The 16577-nt window shown below is 58.9% G+C and carries 15 protein-coding genes; 9 read left to right on the top strand and 6 right to left on the bottom strand.

Going from position 1 to position 16577, the window contains the following annotated elements:
- The first annotated feature begins 1 nt into the window (after nt 1).
- The gene (locus ACR0EL_RS11700) at nt 2-1480 is read left to right on the top strand and encodes an MORN repeat-containing protein (RefSeq protein WP_480500056.1); all 1479 of its coding nucleotides are present in this window, start codon (nt 2-4) and stop codon (nt 1478-1480) included.
- A gap of 4 nt (nt 1481-1484) precedes the next feature.
- On the opposite strand, the gene ACR0EL_RS11705 is transcribed toward ACR0EL_RS11700, so the two are convergent.
- A complete protein-coding gene (locus tag ACR0EL_RS11705) occupies nt 1485-2150 on the bottom strand; it encodes an SDR family NAD(P)-dependent oxidoreductase (protein ID WP_480500057.1) in 666 nt (221 codons plus the stop codon).
- Nucleotides 2151-2439: 289 nt separating this feature from the next.
- Here ACR0EL_RS11705 and ACR0EL_RS11710 point away from each other — a divergent pair, with 289 nt between their 5' ends.
- Complete coding sequence (locus tag ACR0EL_RS11710; RefSeq protein ID WP_480500059.1) at nt 2440-4008, top strand: 2-isopropylmalate synthase; 1569 nt, start codon at nt 2440-2442, stop codon at nt 4006-4008.
- An 82-nt stretch (nt 4009-4090) separates the two neighbouring features.
- Here ACR0EL_RS11710 and ACR0EL_RS11715 read toward each other — a convergent pair whose 3' ends face one another.
- Nucleotides 4091-4963 carry a LysR family transcriptional regulator gene (locus ACR0EL_RS11715; protein WP_480500060.1) on the bottom strand — a complete coding sequence of 291 codons (873 nt, stop codon included), beginning with the start codon at nt 4961-4963 and terminating at the stop codon, nt 4091-4093.
- A gap of 90 nt (nt 4964-5053) precedes the next feature.
- On the opposite strand from ACR0EL_RS11715, the gene ACR0EL_RS11720 reads away from it, so the two are divergent.
- A complete protein-coding gene (locus ACR0EL_RS11720) occupies nt 5054-5359 on the top strand; it encodes a YciI family protein (RefSeq protein WP_480500061.1) in 306 nt (101 codons plus the stop codon).
- 79 nt (nt 5360-5438) lie between these two features.
- Here ACR0EL_RS11720 and ACR0EL_RS11725 read toward each other — a convergent pair whose 3' ends face one another.
- On the bottom strand, nt 5439-6224 hold the full coding sequence (locus ACR0EL_RS11725; protein WP_480500062.1) for a 23S rRNA (adenine(2030)-N(6))-methyltransferase RlmJ: 786 nt from the start codon (nt 6222-6224) through the stop codon (nt 5439-5441).
- Nucleotides 6225-6379: 155 nt separating this feature from the next.
- Here ACR0EL_RS11725 and ACR0EL_RS11730 point away from each other — a divergent pair, with 155 nt between their 5' ends.
- The 6 genes from ACR0EL_RS11730 to ACR0EL_RS11755 are packed head-to-tail and all read left to right on the top strand — an operon-like array spanning nt 6380 to nt 12946.
- Nucleotides 6380-7426 carry a rod shape-determining protein gene (locus tag ACR0EL_RS11730; protein WP_170535929.1) on the top strand — a complete coding sequence of 349 codons (1047 nt, stop codon included), beginning with the start codon at nt 6380-6382 and terminating at the stop codon, nt 7424-7426.
- Nucleotides 7427-7484: 58 nt separating this feature from the next.
- Nucleotides 7485-8387, top strand: a complete 903-nt coding sequence (gene mreC, locus ACR0EL_RS11735; RefSeq protein ID WP_480500063.1) for a rod shape-determining protein MreC — start codon at nt 7485-7487, stop codon at nt 8385-8387.
- On the top strand, nt 8380-8916 hold the full coding sequence (locus ACR0EL_RS11740; RefSeq protein ID WP_480500064.1) for a rod shape-determining protein MreD: 537 nt from the start codon (nt 8380-8382) through the stop codon (nt 8914-8916). The genes mreC and ACR0EL_RS11740 overlap by 8 nt, the downstream gene beginning before the upstream one ends.
- Nucleotides 8913-10862, top strand: coding sequence for a penicillin-binding protein 2 (gene mrdA, locus ACR0EL_RS11745; RefSeq protein WP_353011856.1), 1950 nt, complete (start codon nt 8913-8915; stop codon nt 10860-10862). The genes ACR0EL_RS11740 and mrdA overlap by 4 nt, the downstream gene beginning before the upstream one ends.
- Nucleotides 10859-11998 (top strand): rod shape-determining protein RodA, encoded by a 1140-nt coding sequence (gene rodA, locus ACR0EL_RS11750; protein WP_480500065.1) that lies wholly within the window; start codon nt 10859-10861, stop codon nt 11996-11998. The genes mrdA and rodA overlap by 4 nt, the downstream gene beginning before the upstream one ends.
- Before the next feature lie 15 nt (nt 11999-12013).
- The gene (locus ACR0EL_RS11755; RefSeq protein WP_480500067.1) at nt 12014-12946 is read left to right on the top strand and encodes a 2-hydroxyacid dehydrogenase; all 933 of its coding nucleotides are present in this window, start codon (nt 12014-12016) and stop codon (nt 12944-12946) included.
- Between the two features lie 13 nt (nt 12947-12959).
- Here the strand turns inward: ACR0EL_RS11755 and ACR0EL_RS11760 are convergent, their stop codons facing one another.
- From ACR0EL_RS11760 to dut, 3 genes are all read right to left on the bottom strand, one after another.
- The gene (locus ACR0EL_RS11760) at nt 12960-14975 is read right to left on the bottom strand and encodes a M3 family metallopeptidase (protein WP_480500068.1); all 2016 of its coding nucleotides are present in this window, start codon (nt 14973-14975) and stop codon (nt 12960-12962) included.
- Between the two features lie 76 nt (nt 14976-15051).
- Nucleotides 15052-16101: a HesA/MoeB/ThiF family protein gene (locus tag ACR0EL_RS11765; RefSeq protein ID WP_480500069.1), complete on the bottom strand. Its 1050-nt coding sequence runs from the start codon at nt 16099-16101 to the stop codon at nt 15052-15054.
- Complete coding sequence (gene dut, locus ACR0EL_RS11770) at nt 16101-16556, bottom strand: dUTP diphosphatase (RefSeq protein WP_480500151.1); 456 nt, start codon at nt 16554-16556, stop codon at nt 16101-16103. Before dut ends, ACR0EL_RS11765 begins: the two co-directional genes overlap by 1 nt.
- Between the last annotated feature and the right edge of the window lie 21 nt (nt 16557-16577).

Raw genomic sequence — 16577 nt, forward strand, 5'->3', positions numbered from 1 at the left:
CATGAAGCTGATCCGCAATTCTCTCACCGCCGGGATTCTGAGCCTGTCGATCACGGCGGCATGGGCCCAGGATGGCACAGTGATCGTCAAAGATGACGAACTTGGCGGGGTCTATGAGGGCACGTTTGAAAACGGGCTACGCCACGGCACAGGCACATACCGGTTGCCAGACGGGTTTGAGTATTCCGGTCAATGGGTCGAAGGCGAGATTCAGGGCCAAGGCACGGCCCGGTTCGCCAACGGGTCTGTTTATCAGGGCCAATTCGCGAAAGGACAGCCCGAAGGCCAGGGCAAAATTAGCTATGCCGATGGCGGGACCTACGAAGGTGAATGGCTTAACGGTGCAATCAATGGCTCGGGCATTGCCGAATATGCAAATGGCGTGCGCTATCAAGGTGGGTTTCAGAACGCCCGCCACCACGGCAAGGGCACTCGCACTGACCCAAATGGCTATATCTATGACGGGGATTGGGTCGACGGTGCACAGCAGGGTACGGCCCGGATCACCTATCCCGATGGGTCGGTTTATGAGGGCGATGTGCAGCAAGGCCAACGCCACGGGCAAGGCCGTTTGGTCCAGTCGGACGGGTTGGAATATGACGGGCAATGGGTTCAAAACCTGATGACCGGAACCGGGCGCCTGACACTGGCCAACGGTGATGTTTACGAAGGCGAGGTTACCGAAGGTCGCCGTCAAGGCAAAGGCAAAGAGACCTATGCCAACGGTAATGTCTATGAGGGCGACTACCAAGACGACCGCCGTCACGGCAAAGGCACATTCGTCGGCACAGATGGCTATCGCTATACCGGCGAATGGTCCGAAGGTCAGATCGAAGGATTTGGTGAGATCACCTACCCCGACGGCTCGGCCTATATCGGTGCGCTCAGCGCCGACCTGCCGCATGGCAAGGGCCAAAGCACCTATGCGGACGGGACCGTCTATGACGGAGAATGGATCGCGGGAGTGTTTGAAGGAACCGGTACTGCGACCTACCCCAACGGGACCGTGTATACCGGTCAGTTCCGCAATGCGGTGAGCCACGGAACCGGCACCGTCACCTTCGCCAATGGGTATCGATACGAAGGCGAATGGGTCGACGGCGTCCGTCAGGGCAAAGGGAAATCTACCTTTGCCGATGGCACGGTATACGACGGCGACTTCATCAACGGCGCCCGCCACGGCAAAGGGACGATCACCGCGCCCAGTGGCTTTACCTACACAGGCGATTGGTCGGACGGAAAGATCACCGGCATTGGCCTGGCAACCTATCCCTCGGGCGATGTCTACGAGGGTGGTTTTTTTGAGAACAAGCGCCAGGGTCAGGGCACAATGCGTTATGCCAATGGGCAGGAAGAAGCGGGTGTCTGGGACAATGATGCGCTATCGTCCGAAGAGGCACCTGAAACCGGCGGCGAAGAAACAAACGCGCAAGAGCCTGCTTCAGACGGTGAAAACCCCGAACCGCCTGCAGACAACTAAGCCCCTACCACGGTACGCGCGCACCTGACCAGTCAAAGAACCCGCCTGTGTCTTCGGGCGTTAGTCCGTCGATGACGCTCAGAAGGTTCTCGGCAGCAATATCTGGCTCAACCGCGGGATGGCGGCCAAGATACTTCTGTGTGAACGCTGTTTTAACAGTGCCGGGATGCAGCGCGACGCAGATCGCTTGTTTATGCGTACGGGCCAGTTCAATCGAGGCAGTGTGAACCACCTGATTGACCGCCGCCTTGGACGCGCGATAGCTGACCCAACCGCCGATGCGATTATCCCCGATCGATCCAACCCGCGCCGACAGCACCGCGATCACTGACCGCCTGTTTCGCGTAAGCAGCTTATGCGCCCGGCTCAAAACCAATGCCGGTCCGACCGCGTTCAAGGCGAACTGATCCATCATGGCCTGCGCTGTCACCGCGCGCATGGTCTTTTCAGGCTGCGCGCCATTGATTTCTAAGGCTCCAGACGCGACCAGAACCAAATCAAACGGATATTGAAAAGCATCAAGTGTTTTCAAGGCTGCCTCGGGTTCAGTCAGATCGAACCCGTCATCTGACCGCGACAATCCTGTCACCGCCACCTGCTGCGCAGTAAGCTGATGGCTCAGCGCATTGCCGATGCCACCTGATGCGCCAATGATCAAAGCCGTTTGCATATTGGGCGACCTAGTGGTCTGCACCTTCAGTTCAATGACATCTGCAAAAGAAACCTCACCAAATCCGCTCTGGCTAAATTTTGGTTCTTTTCATTCGCCGTGCGCTCTGTATAACCTGATCCCATGATGAACCGCGCAGATATCCTTGTTGCCGACACCGCCCTTCGCGGTGCCTCGCTGCGTGGCCTACTGATCCTAATCCGCCTCTGAGCGTGCCATCCGGCGCGCCCGCTCAGAGGAGGACGCCAGCGCGCCATAGGCTTTAGGACAGAAGAAGAAAGAGAATCCCATGACCAACTTGACCGACCAAGACCGTGTCTTGATCTTCGATACCACTTTGCGCGACGGCGAGCAGAGCCCCGGCGCAACCATGACCCATGATGAAAAGCTGGAAATTGCTGAACTGCTGGACGAGATGGGCGTCGACATCATCGAAGCCGGTTTCCCAATCGCATCCGAAGGCGATTTTAAAGCGGTGTCCGAGATTGCCCAAAGGTCGAAAAACAGCCGCATCTGCGGCCTGGCCCGTGCCAATTTCGCCGATATCGATCGCTGTTGGGACGCGGTGAAACACGCCGAACAGAACCGCATTCACACCTTTATCGGCACCTCGCCACTGCACCGCGCCATTCCAAATCTGACCATGGACGAAATGGCCGACAAGATCCACGAAACGGTCAGCCACGCGCGCAATCTGTGCGAAAACGTCCAGTGGTCGCCGATGGATGCCACCCGGACCGAATGGGATTACCTGTGCCGCGTGATCGAAATAGCGATCAAGGCCGGGGCCACAACGATCAACATCCCCGATACTGTCGGCTATACCGCCCCGGTCGAAAGCGCCGACCTGATCAAACGTCTGATCGAGACGGTGCCGGGCGCGGATGAGGTGGTGTTTGCCACCCATTGCCACAACGATCTGGGCATGGCGACCGCGAACTCTCTGGCCGCTGTTGCCGGGGGCGCGCGTCAGATCGAATGCACCATCAACGGTCTGGGCGAGCGCGCGGGCAATACCGCGCTGGAAGAGGTCGTCATGGCGCTGCGCACCCGCAATGACATCATGCCCTGGCACACGGGCATCGATACGACCAAAATCATGCATATCTCGCGTCGCGTGGCGACGGTGTCGGGCTTCAACGTACAGTTCAACAAAGCCATCGTCGGCAAGAACGCCTTTGCGCATGAAAGCGGCATCCATCAGGACGGGATGCTCAAAAACCGCGAAAATTTCGAAATCATGCGCCCTGAGGATATCGGCCTGTCGGGCACCTCTTTGCCCTTGGGCAAACATTCGGGTCGTGCCGCGCTGCGCGACAAGCTGGAAACGCTGGGCTTCGAGGTTGGCGACAACCAATTGCGCGACATTTTTGTGCGGTTCAAAGATTTGGCCGACCGCAAGAAAGAAGTGTTCGACGATGACCTGATCGCCCTGATGACCCTGGATGAGGCGGATGACTATCTGCAACTGGTGTCAATGAAGGTCACCTGCGGTACCGGCGGGCAAGCCGAAGCGACGGTCGAGCTGGAAATGGACGGCAAGGACATCATCGCAACCGAGCATGGCGACGGCCCGGTTGATGCCGCGTTCAAGGCCATCCGCGCGATTCACCCAAACACAGCCCGCCTGCAACTCTACCAGGTGCATGCGGTGACCGAAGGGACAGACGCACAGGCGACGGTTTCGGTACGCCTGGAAGAAGATGGCATGATCGCAACAGGCCAATCAGCGGACACTGATACGGTCGTGGCCTCAGCCAAGGCCTATATCCACGCCTTGAACCGTTTGATCGTGCGTCGGGAAAAAGCCGGCCCCGGCGCCGATGCGCGCGAGATCAGCTACAAAGACCTGACCTGAGCAAAAAACCAAGCACAGGGTTCCTGCTCTCGCGGGGCCCGGCAGGTGTGAAATGAATGAGTGACGCCTCGTGCGTCGCTCGTCAAACCCAGACTAAATTGCTTAACCAGTCTTTGGCCGCGTTGATTGATAGTCTGGAAGCCTGATCGGCATGTGACAGCAACCAGATTTCCCGAGTTGGGAGCCTGGCACCACCATCCAATTTTACTTCTCGAAATCGCGGGTCGCCGGATGCGACGGCACATGGCAACAACGTCTTTCCCATCCCCGCCGCAACAGCCTGCATCCCGGTCTCGATATCCGCGATTTTCAGATTGGCGCGCAAATTGGAGGACTTCGCAGCGTTTTCGAGCCAACGCGCTTGTGGCAAATTCAAACATGCGTCGTCATAAGTGATCCAACCCAGATCATTGTCTCGGGTCGGTGAGAGGGAGCTTGCCGCGTAGACTGCGAATGATAGCTCGCCCAGCTTTTGCGCTTTGGTTCGCAATCCTCCTGCATGCGGGCGCGCGAAACGCACCGCAAGATCGGCCTCGCGCTTGGACAGATCCAAATTTTCAGAAGTTGGAACCAACTCAACGGTCAGACACGGGTGCAAACATCCCAAGGCGGCTATGCCAGGCACCAACAAATGGTTCACGATAAATGGCACCGAACTGATGCGGACGCTACCCGTGACATTGCGCGCGTTATCACCTGACATTTCTCCGATTGCGACATTCTCTGCCTCGATGGATTCCGCATGTTTCAGGATTTGCAGCGCCGCATCTGTCGGTTCGTATTGTCCGTTTGCACTGCGCAAGAACAAATTGGTTTCTAGCGCCTGCTCCAGAGCCTTGATCCTGCGGGCAACCGTCGTTTCGCTGACACCAAGCGCGCGTCCTGCGCGTGCAAGCTTTCCTTCGCGGCGAAGGGCCAGAAGATACTTGAGATCGTTCCAATCATGATCCTGCATTTTTGCAGGTTAAGTCGTCATTTTTACTGGCTCAACCTTCGATTTTGATGTGGCAGTCTTTTTGGGCACGCAACTCATTGGAGGTACAAAATGAAATTCATTATCCTTTTCGAAGATGCACCAAATGCCGACCCCAACATACGCAAAACACATATGTCAAAGCATCTGGATTTTCTTGAGCGGAACTCCGACAAGATCGAAGCAGCCGGCCCTTTGTCAGATACAAACGAGCAAGGGCGCGATGGTTTGTGGATCGTTGAGGCGGGCTCAGAGAGTGATGTAGATCAACTCGTTCACGAAGATCCCTTTTGGTCGACAGGTCTCAGGAAGTCTTACTCGATCATCAAATGGAAACAAGTTTATGCGAATGGCATGAGGCAGATCAAACCAAGCTGACGCATTGCACCGCGCAGGGTGTAACACCGTTTGGGGCAATCGTCGCGACGAAGCGCTTCGCAGCGCACCACCCTTGCGTCTAAAGAGACGCGAACCGATCCGAAAGACGGGCCATCTCTTCCTCAATCCCAAACGGTGCGTTCAGGATGAACATCCCCGACCCAACCATCCGATGCCCGTCGCGCGCGGGTGGAAATCTCACTTCGTGAAACACAACCTTGGGGTAATTCTGCGACTTCAGCGCCTCGATCATTGATGAGTGTCGCCCATCGGTCAGGATCGGGTACCACAAGACAATTACACCCACATTCCACTTGCGATGGAACTTGGCGATGAGCCCCGGCAGGCGTGCATAATCGGCTTTCACCTCATAGCTGGGATCAATCAGCATCAGCCCACGCCGCGGGGTCGGCGGCAGCAGGGATTGCGCCAGTTCAAATCCGTCCTGTTGATAGGTCTTCGCTCCATAAGACGACACTGCCAAAGACAGGGCCGCAAACTCCTGCGGGTGCATCTCAGCGAAATGCAGCGCATCCTGATCCCTCAGCAGTTGCGCCGCGATCAGGGGTGACCCGGGATAGGCCGCCGGACCATATCGCGCCTGTGTCGTTTGCAGCACCTGGGTCATCGGATGATCAGCCCCGAACCATGCCTCACGCCGAACACGTTCGATCCCGGCTGCGGCTTCGCCGGTCCGAACCGCTTCTTCCGCGTCCAGTTGGTACAGACCGCGCCCGGAATGCGTTTCAATATAGCTGATCGGCTTGTCCTTGCGGGTCAGATACTGCAGCACCCACGCCAACAAAGCGTGCTTTTGTACATCAGCCAGATTTCCAGCGTGGTAAATATGTTGATATGAGAGCATTTTGCCTTCTAAAGTCCTTACCAATGAGGCGAAAAGGTGCTGATTGTCGCGGAATCAGCCCTTTTACCGGGCGAGTTGGCACCCTATAAGTCATCCGTCCCGGAACCGTCGAGTCGCGGGCAGTAGAAAAACTGACATACAGGATCAGGGGAAACATGGGGATCTTAGGCAATCTGGGCGGCCTGTTCACTTCGGACATGGCCATCGACCTTGGGACAGCGAACACGCTGGTTTATGTCAAGGGTCGCGGTGTGATCCTGTCTGAGCCATCCGTTGTTGCCTACCATGTCAAGGACGGGGTCAAAAAGGTTCTGGCCGTTGGCGAAGACGCCAAACTGATGCTGGGCCGGACCCCCGGTTCAATCGAGGCCATCCGCCCGATGCGCGAAGGTGTAATTGCCGATTTCGACACCGCCGAAGAAATGATCAAGCACTTCATTCGCAAAGTGCACAAACGCTCGACATTCTCTAAACCCAAGATCATCGTCTGCGTCCCTCATGGCGCGACTCCGGTTGAAAAACGCGCGATCCGTCAGTCGGTTCTGTCTGCCGGTGCGCGCCGCGCCGGTCTGATTGCAGAACCCATTGCGGCTGCGATTGGTGCAGGGATGCCCATCACCGATCCGACTGGTAACATGGTCGTAGATATCGGTGGCGGTACCACCGAGGTCGCTGTTCTATCGCTAGGTGACATCGTCTATGCCCGCTCGGTCCGTGTGGGCGGAGACCGCATGGATGAGGCCATCATCTCGTACCTGCGTCGCCAGCAAAACCTGTTGGTGGGTGAATCCACAGCTGAACGGATCAAGACCACAATCGGCACCGCGCGCATGCCCGACGATGGCCGCGGCCAGTCGATGCATATCCGCGGTCGTGACCTGTTGAACGGTGTACCCAAGGAAATCGAGATCAGCCAGGCCCAGGTGGCAGAAGCGCTGTCAGAACCTGTGCAGGCCATCTGTGAGGCCGTGATGACCGCCTTGGAAACCACGCCACCCGATCTGGCAGCCGACATTGTCGACCGGGGCGTGATGCTGACCGGTGGGGGTGCTTTGTTGGGCGATCTTGATCTGGCACTGCGCGAACAGACCGGTCTGGCGGTATCGATAGCCGATGAAAGCCTGAATTGTGTGGCTTTGGGTACCGGCAAAGCGCTAGAATACGAAAAACAGCTGCGCCACGCGATTGACTACGAAAGCTAAGGCGCGCACCCTTTGAATGTAGGGTAGTTTCGGCACGAGCAGCACGGGAAGGTAACCTGTGGCAAAAGACCGATCACAGCGCGATGACTACACGACCCCGCTGCGCCGACTGTTGCTGGGGATTGTTGTGCTGTGCCTGCTGGGCATATTCATTGTCTGGCGCATTGACAGCCCAAGAGTCGAACGGTTCCGCGCACAGGTGGTGGACGCTGTTGTCCCATCAATGGAATGGGCCATGGTCCCGGTCACGGCAACGGTCAATCTGGTGCGTGACTTTCAAAGCTACCAAAGCCTCAGCGAACAAAACCAAGAGCTGCGCAGCGAATTGCGCCTGATGCGGGCGTGGAAAGAGGCCGCCCTGCAATTGGAGCAGGAAAACGCGCGCCTTTTGGATCTGAATAATGTGCGTCTTGACCCACGCCTGACCTATATCACCGGCGTCGTGATGGCCGACAGCGGCTCTCCGTTTCGGCAGTCGGTTCTGCTGAACGTGGGCGCTCGGGACGGAATCGTTGATGGCTGGGCCTCGATGGACGGGATTGGGCTGGTGGGTCGCATCTCCGGCGTGGGGCCCGATACAGCGCGGGTCATTTTGCTGACCGATGCGTCCAGCGCGATACCGGCGACCATCCAGCCTTCGGGGCAAACAGCCTTGATTGCGGGTGACAACACCCCCGCTCCTGCCGTCGAGTTTCTGGAAAACCGGGAACTTGTGCGCCCTGGGGACCGAGTGACTACGTCGGGGGACGGAGGCGTTTTTCCGGCCGGACTGCTGGTCGGGCAAATCGCAGAGGACCCGGGGGGCCGCTTGCGCGTGCGACTGTCCGCCGATTTCGAGCGGTTGGAGTTTCTTCGCGTTCTACGCTTCAACGCAGCCCCAACCATTCGGGATCCCGGCACGGTTGTCGGGCCAACACAGCCCGAAGCGGCCCTAACATCCGAGGAGGCCGGCGATGGATAGACCCGCCTCTTACAACTGGGCCATGCGCGGGCTTTACATCCTGATAGCGTTTCTCGTTCTTTTCCTGCACCTGCTGCCACTGAACGCACAGCCCGATCGCTGGCCTTTTCCGGATGTGATGATCGCACTGAGCTTTGCCTGGGTGCTGCGCCGCCCGGAATATGTTCCAACCTTGTTGATTGCCGCCGTGATGCTGATGGCCGATCTGCTATTGCAACGACCTCCAGGATTGCTAGCGGCTTTGGTCGTGCTTGGCGCCGCCTATCTGCGTGGGGCCGCGCCAAGCATGCGAGACGCCGGGTTCGTTAGTGAATGGATATCCGTCAGCGTGGTCACCACTGCGGTCTTTCTCAGCAACCGCATTATCCTGGCGCTCCTGTCCGTCGACCAAGCTGCCTTCGGGCCCGTTCTGTTCCAGTTGATCGTGACGATAGCAACCTATCCTGTGATCGTCCTTCTCAGCCAATCCGTGTGCGGCGTACGCAGGATATCAGCGGCAGACGCTAGTGTTGCGGGGGCGCGGGCATGAAGCAACGCAAACCCAAAGCGCAAGGGCTCGCCTACAAACGCCTCCCACGCCGAGCCTTGATATTGGGCGGTTTGCAAGCCGCCTTTGTCGGCGGGCTGGCCGCGCGGATGCGGTTCATGCAAGTCGAACAGGCCGATCAGTACCGTCTTTTGGCCGAAGAAAACCGCATCAACCTCCGCCTGATCCCACCGACACGTGGCCGAATCTATGACCGCAACGGTCAGATCATCGGGCAAAACACGCCATCATATCGCATCGTTATCGTTCCCGAAGATGCAGGTGATCTGGACAAGGTGATTGCCAAGCTGTCCAATCTAATCCCGCTGACCGAGGATGAGATCGAACGTGCCAAGACCGAGATACGCCGCTCGGCTCCGTTCTTGCCAGTTACTCTGGCGGATCAGGTGACGTGGGAGGACATCTCGAAGGTCGCGGTGAACGCACCTGCCCTTCCTGGCGTGACACCCGAGGTGGGCTCGACCCGGCAATATCCCAGATACGAGGATTTCGCCCATATCGTCGGTTATGTTGGCCCGGTCAGCGACTATGACCTCAGCCAGATCGAAGACCCCGAACCGGTGCTGCGCATCCCCCGGTTCCAGATCGGCAAGGTCGGATTGGAGGCGAAACAGGAAATTTCGCTGCGTGGTCGGGCCGGGTCCAAACGGGTTGAGGTCAACGCGACGGGTCGTGTCATGCGAGAGTTGGATCGACAGGAGGGTCAGCCTGGTGCCGACCTGCAATTGTCCGTCGACGCTGACCTGCAACAATACGCACAGGCCCGGCTGGCCGGGGAAAGTGCCGCCGCCGTTGTCATCGATTGCGAAACCGGCGATCTGCGCGCCATGGCCTCTGCCCCCAGCTTCGACCCCAACCTGTTCGTGCGCGGTATCTCGGTCGCGGACTATCAATTCCTGACACAGGACAAGTATCGCCCGCTGGCCAACAAGACAGTTCAGGGCACGTATCCGCCGGGGTCGACCTTCAAGATGGTCACTGCACTGGCCGCACTAGAAGCTGGTGTCGTAGGCCCCGGTAATACCGTCTATTGCCCCGGCCACCTGAAAGTCGGCAGTCGCCGCTTCCACTGCTGGAAACGCGGCGGTCATGGAATGGTGGACTTGAATACATCTCTGAAACGCAGCTGCGACGTGTATTACTACGACGTGGCGATCAAGGTCGGCATCGACAAAATCTCTGAGATGTCCAACATCCTTGGCCTGGGAATCAAGCATGACATCCCCATGTCCGCCGTGCGCGCCGGACTGGCGCCCAATCAGGCATGGAAACAGCGTGTTCATGGCGAGGAATGGCTGATCGGTGATACGGCCAATGCGTCCATCGGGCAGGGCTTCATGCTCGCCTCGCCCATGCAACTGGCCGTGATGACCGCAAGGATCGCCACCGGGCGCGCCGTTGCGCCCCGACTGGTGCGGTCGATCAACGGGGTCGAACAGCCCACGGGCGCGGGTGAAGCGCTACCGATCAGCCCAACCAACCTGCGCTACATTCGCGAGGCGATGTGGTCGGTGTCGAATGACCGTCGCGGGACGGCCTATCGCAGCCGGATCATCGCAGATGATCTGCGCATGGCGGGCAAGACCGGCACCAGCCAGGTCCGCAACATCACCAAGGCCGAACGGGCCGCTGGGGTGATCCGCAACGAAGACCTGCCCTGGGAACGGCGTGACCATGCCCTGTTCGTTAGCTTTGCACCTTATGACAATCCCAAATACGCGATTGCCGTGGTAGTGGAACATGGGGGTGGCGGATCAAAAGCCGCGGCCCCGGTCGCGCGGGATATCATGCTGCAGGCCCTCTACAAAGGCACCCCGCCGCTTGAGGCCTATCCGGTTGCCGACCGCGACCGCATCAAGGAACAGCAAAAACGGCTTGAGGGCGACCGCCGCCCCAAAGCGCGTCCTGACGAAAAAGACCGCGCATGAGCTATCTTGAGTATAACGTCAAATCCACACCATCGGGGTTGCGCAAGTTTCTATACATGAACTGGCCCCTGACGCTGTTGCTGATCAGCACGGCCAGCGCCGGATTCCTGATGTTGTATTCCGTGGCGGGCGGATCATGGATGCCCTGGGCCGAACCTCAGATGGAGCGGTTTGGCCTGGGCCTGACAGTGATGTTCATCGTTGCACTGGTGCCAATCTGGTTCTGGCGCAACATGTCGGTGCTGGCCTATCTGGGCTCAATCGCACTGCTTGTTTTTGTTGAGCTTTTCGGCACGGTTGGCATGGGGGCACAACGCTGGATCGATCTGGGGTTTATGCGGCTGCAACCCTCAGAGGTCATGAAAGTCACGCTGGTCATGCTCCTGGCCGCTTATTACGACTGGCTACCATCACACAAAACCTCGCGCCCGCTTTGGGTAATCCTACCGGTAATCCTAATCCTGATCCCGACCTTCATGGTCCTACGGCAACCGGATCTCGGAACCTCGATCCTGCTGCTGGCCGCAGGGGGCGGCCTCATGTTTCTGGCCGGTGTGCACTGGGCCTATTTCGCCGCTGTAATCGCTGCCGTCGTGGGCCTGATTGCAACCGTGTTCAACAGCCGGGGCACGGAATGGCAATTGCTGAAAGACTATCAGTTCCGCCGCATAGACACGTTTCTGGATCCGTCCACCGACCCATTGGGCGCGGGGTATCACATTACCCAATCGAAAATCGCTTTGGGGTCGGGTGGCTGGAACGGTCGGGGATTCATGCAGGGCACCCAGTCGCGCCTGAACTTCTTGCCCGAGAAACATACCGATTTCATCTTCACCACGCTGGCCGAAGAGTTCGGCTTTGTCGGCGGCATCACCCTATTGGTCCTGTATGCCCTGATCCTGATCTTTTGCATGGTCACGGCATTGTCGACCAAAGATCGGTTTTCGTCCCTGGTGGTGCTGGGCATTGCGCTGAACTTCTTCCTGTTCTTCGCAGTCAACATGTCGATGGTGATGGGGCTGGCCCCGGTTGTGGGCGTACCGCTGCCAATGGTCAGCTATGGCGGATCTGCCATGCTGGTCCTGATGGCCGCCTTCGGCATCGTCCAAAGCGCGCATATCCACCGCCCCCGCTGATCTGAAAGGCCCTTCATGCCCGTCAATATCCTGTTCTCTGCGCGCCCTGAACTGTGGCCGGTCTATGAACCGCTTTTGACAAACGGTCTGGCCGAGGCCCGGTTGGATGTGAATCTGGCCACAAACATGGAACCGGATCAGGTCGATTATGTCGTTTACGCGCCAAATGGTGGCCTGCTGGACTTCACGCCCTATTCAAGGCTGAAGGCCGTGCTGAGCCTCTGGGCCGGGGTTGAGAGCATCGCCGACAACGAGACACTGACCGTTCCACTGGCTCGCATGGTCGATCACGGGCTGACACAGGGCATGACCGAGTGGGCCCTGGGCCACACCTTACGGTATCATCTGGGCATGGATGCCCATATCACCGTGCAAGACGGCGCATGGACCCCGACCGCACCGCCCTTGGCGACCGAGCGCACGGTCTGCGTGCTGGGGTTGGGAGAGTTGGGGCAAGCAGTGGCGCTGGCGCTGGCCGCTTTGAACTTTCGCGTCTTGGGTTGGAGCCGCACCCAAAAGGACATCCAAGGCGTGACCTGTCTGCATGGGACCGACGGTTTACGTACCGCTTTGTCTCAGGCCGAAATCGTCGTACTGCTGTTGCCAGACACGCCTGCTACGGAAAACACTCTGAACGCCGAGACATTGGCACTGATGCCGACAGGAACAAAGATCATCAATCCCGGACGCGGCCCTTTGATCGATGACGGCGCCCTGTTGGATGCGCTGAACACCGGGCAAGTCGGACACGCCACGCTGGATGTGTTTCGGGTCGAACCGCTGCCACTCGAACACCCTTATTGGGAACATCCAAACGTCACCGTCACCCCGCACATCGCGTCCGAGACCCGGCCGGTTACGGCGGCACAGGTGATCTGCGAAAATATCCAGCGCGGCGAAGCTGGTGAGCCCTTCGTGCATCTGGTGGACCGCCAGTTGGGATACTGACGGCCAGATCCAGTTAGGCTGCGATCAACCCGCGCCCTTTTAACAAAGCCTCGACACCCGGCAATCGGCCACGGAAGGCCAGATACAGATCTTCGGCCTCGCGCGATCCGCCGGTGGAGAGGATATTCTCCTCCAGCGCCTTGGCGCGTTCGGGGTCAAAGGCCCCTCCGGCCTCTTCGAAGGCTGCGAAGGCGTCGGCATCCATGACCTCTGACCACATGTAGCTGTAGTAGCCCGCGCTGTACCCGTCGCCCGCAAAGACATGGGCGAAATGCGGGGTGGCGTGGCGCATCCCGATGGCCTTTGGCATGCCGATTTCTGCCAATACCTCGGCCTGTTTTGACATCGGATCAGCAGGGGCCGAACCTTCATGAAAGGCCAGATCAACCAAGGCCGAGGCCACATATTCGACCGTCTGGAACCCCTGATCGAAATTGGCTGCCTTCAGCACCTTCTCCAACATCGCCTGAGGCATCGGCCCACCCGTCTCGGCATGAGTTGCGTATTCCGCCAGTACCTCGGGCACTTCCAGCCAATGTTCGTACAACTGGCTGGGCAGTTCGACAAAATCCCGCGCGACGGATGTGCCCGAGATGCTTTCATAGGTCACGTTCGACAGCATCTGATGCAGCGCATGGCCGAACTCGTGGAACAGGGTCCGGGCGTCATCATAGGACAGCAGCGCTGGATCGCCCTTGGCGAAGTTGCACACGTTGACTACGACGGGGGTCTGTTCTTCGGGGAACTTCGCCTGCGCCCGCATGGCGCTGCACCACGCGCCCGACCGTTTCGAACCACGCGCAAAGTAATCCCCGATGAAAACCGCCACGTGACGCCCATTCCGCGTCACTTCCCAGGCCCGGCAATCGGGGTGATAGAGGGCTACGTCGAGCGGAGCGAACTCCAACCCGAACAGACGGTTGGCACAGGCAAACGACGCCTCGATCATCCGGTCCAGCTGCAGGTACGGTTTCAGCGCCGCCTCATCCAGATCATGCTCGGCCTTGCGGCGCTTCTCGGCATAGTAGCGCCAGTCCCAGGCTTCCAGCGGGCCATTGACGCCATCCTCTTGCATCATAGCCGTCAGGATATCGGCATCCGCATCGGCGCGGGCTTTGGCGGGTTCCCAAACCTGCATCAACAGATCGCGCACGCGGTCTGGCGAGCGGGCCATCTCGGTTTCCAGTTTGAACTCCGCAAAGCTGTCATAGCCCAGCAACTTGGCGCGTTCTTCCCGCAGGGTCAGGATTTCGGCTGCAATCTCGCGGTTGTCCGTCTCGTTCCCATTCGCCCCCCGCGCAGACCATGCGTGATAGGCTTTTGCCCGAAGATCGCGACGGGATGAGAATTGCAGGAACGGCACGATCAGTGAGCGGGACAGGGTCACAGCCGGCCCGTTCGCACCCTTCTCCTCACCCGCGGCGCGCGCCGCAGCGATCACGAAATCGGGCAGACCGTCCAGATCATCCTCGGCCAGTTCCATGAACCAGTCACGCTCATCCGCCAGCAGATTCTGGGTGAACGAAGTGCCCAGCGAAGCAAGGCGAGACTTGATCTCTTGCATCCGGGCATCGGCTTCACCCTCCAGCGCCGCACCGGCGCGGACCAAGCCGCGATGAGTCAGCATCAGAACGCGGGCTTGTTCGTCATTCAGGTCCAGATCATCGCGCCGCTGCCAAAGATCAGCCACCCGGCGGAACAAATCCTTGTTCGATGAAATGCCCGAGAAATGCGCCGATAGCTTCGGTGAAAACTCCCGCTGCAATTCCTCGCGTTTCGGGTTGCTATCAGCGCCCGCCACCGTGAAAAACACCGACAAGACCTTGTCCAACTGCTCACCCGCCGCTTCAAGCGCTTCGATTGTGTTGGCAAAGGTGGGCACGTCTGGGTTGACAGAGATCGCATCGATTTGAGCGTTATGCGCCGCCATCGCCTCGTCCAACGCCGGGGCGAAGTCTTCATCTGAAATCGCGGCAAACGGGGCGATCTCAAAGGGCGTGGTCCAGTCGGACAAGATCGGGTTGGTCATGCAGGTCTCCTTTGCCCTTCAAGCTATGTAGAGGGTCAGCAATGGTCCAGAGGGGGAGTGAAATTTGACGTCGAAACTAGGCCCCAACCTGCCCGCAAATCGGGCAATCGGCGCGTTTCGACAGGGTGATCTTGCGGCTTTCCCCATAAAGCGCATCATAGATCAACATCTCACCGCGCAAGGCGGCACCGGCACCTGTGATCACCTTGATCGCCTCGACCGCCATCATCGACCCGACCACGCCGGGCAGCGGCCCGATCACTCCAGCCTCGGCACAGGATGGGGCGAGCCCGGCGGCAGGCGCTTCTGGGAAGATGCACTGGTAGCACGGGCCTGCGGTTGCAGGATCAAAGATGCTCAATTGCCCTTCCCATTGCGATAGAGCGCCGGAAATCAGCGGTTTGCCCAGTGCGACAGCCGTTCTGTTGGCCAGATAGCGGGTATCGAAGTTGTCCGTTCCGTCTAGGATCAGATCGAAATCAGCGAACAGATCAGCCGCGACCTCTGCGGTCAGGCGGCGGTTATATGGCAGTACCGTTACGTTGGGGTTCTGCGCTTCCATCGCCTGCTGTGCGGAAAAAACCTTGGGCATTCCGATATCGGCATCGCGGTGAATGACCTGTCGTTGCAAGTTGGCGTTCTCGACTACATCGTCGTCGATCACCCCAATGGTCCCCACACCCGCAGCCGCCAGATATTGCAGGGCCGGCGCACCCAGACCACCTGCGCCAATCACCAGCACGCGCGCCTGTTTCATCTTCTTCTGACCCGGTCCGCCCAATTCGCGCAATACGATGTGGCGGGCATAGCGGTCGAGTTCTGTTTCCGAAAACCGATCCGGGCGCACCTGATGGTCTTGTTCAGACGCGGATGTGGCGCGGCTGCGCAGGGCCTTGAGAATCTTGCCATAGCCCAGAACCAACCCGACGCACCCCGCCAGGATCAGCCACATCGCGGCGGACCCGCCTGTCGCCTCGCGCAGAGGGTTACCATCCGGCAGAACCAGCTGCGCCAAGATGACACCCGTCAGCAAAACGCCCACTGAAACCATGCGCGCACTACGGGATACGCCCGCGACATAGCCGACGCCCCAAAGCCCCGCGGCAAGCAGCAGAACCAGCAGCATCAGCCGCGCCCGGTGGACCCGAACCCGCCTGATCCGCGTTCGGTTTCGCTGAGTTCATCTACAAACTGGAAATCTGCCTGTACTACCGGGGCAACGACCAGTTGCGCAATGCGTTCGCCATGCGCAACTTCGAAACTCTCATGCCCCGCGTTCATCAGGATCACACCCAATGGCCCGCGATAGTCGCTGTCGATTGTACCTGGCGTGTTTGGCAGGGTAATACCGTGTTTCAACGCAAGCCCGGAACGCGGCCTGACCTGCACTTCATACCCTGCAGGAATCTCAATCCGCAGCCCCGTCGGGATCAGCGCACGCTGTCCCGGATCCAGAGTGATTGAGATGCCATCCGGCAGGTTTGCTCGCACGTCTGCCCCAGCCGCTCCGCTTGTCTCATAGGACGGCAACGCAACCGAGGCATCTGCACCAGCCTCGCGGATCACACGGATTGCAACCATCATTGTACCTCTTTGTTCAAG

The sequence above is a fragment of the Ruegeria sp. AH12 genome (assembly GCF_056541465.1).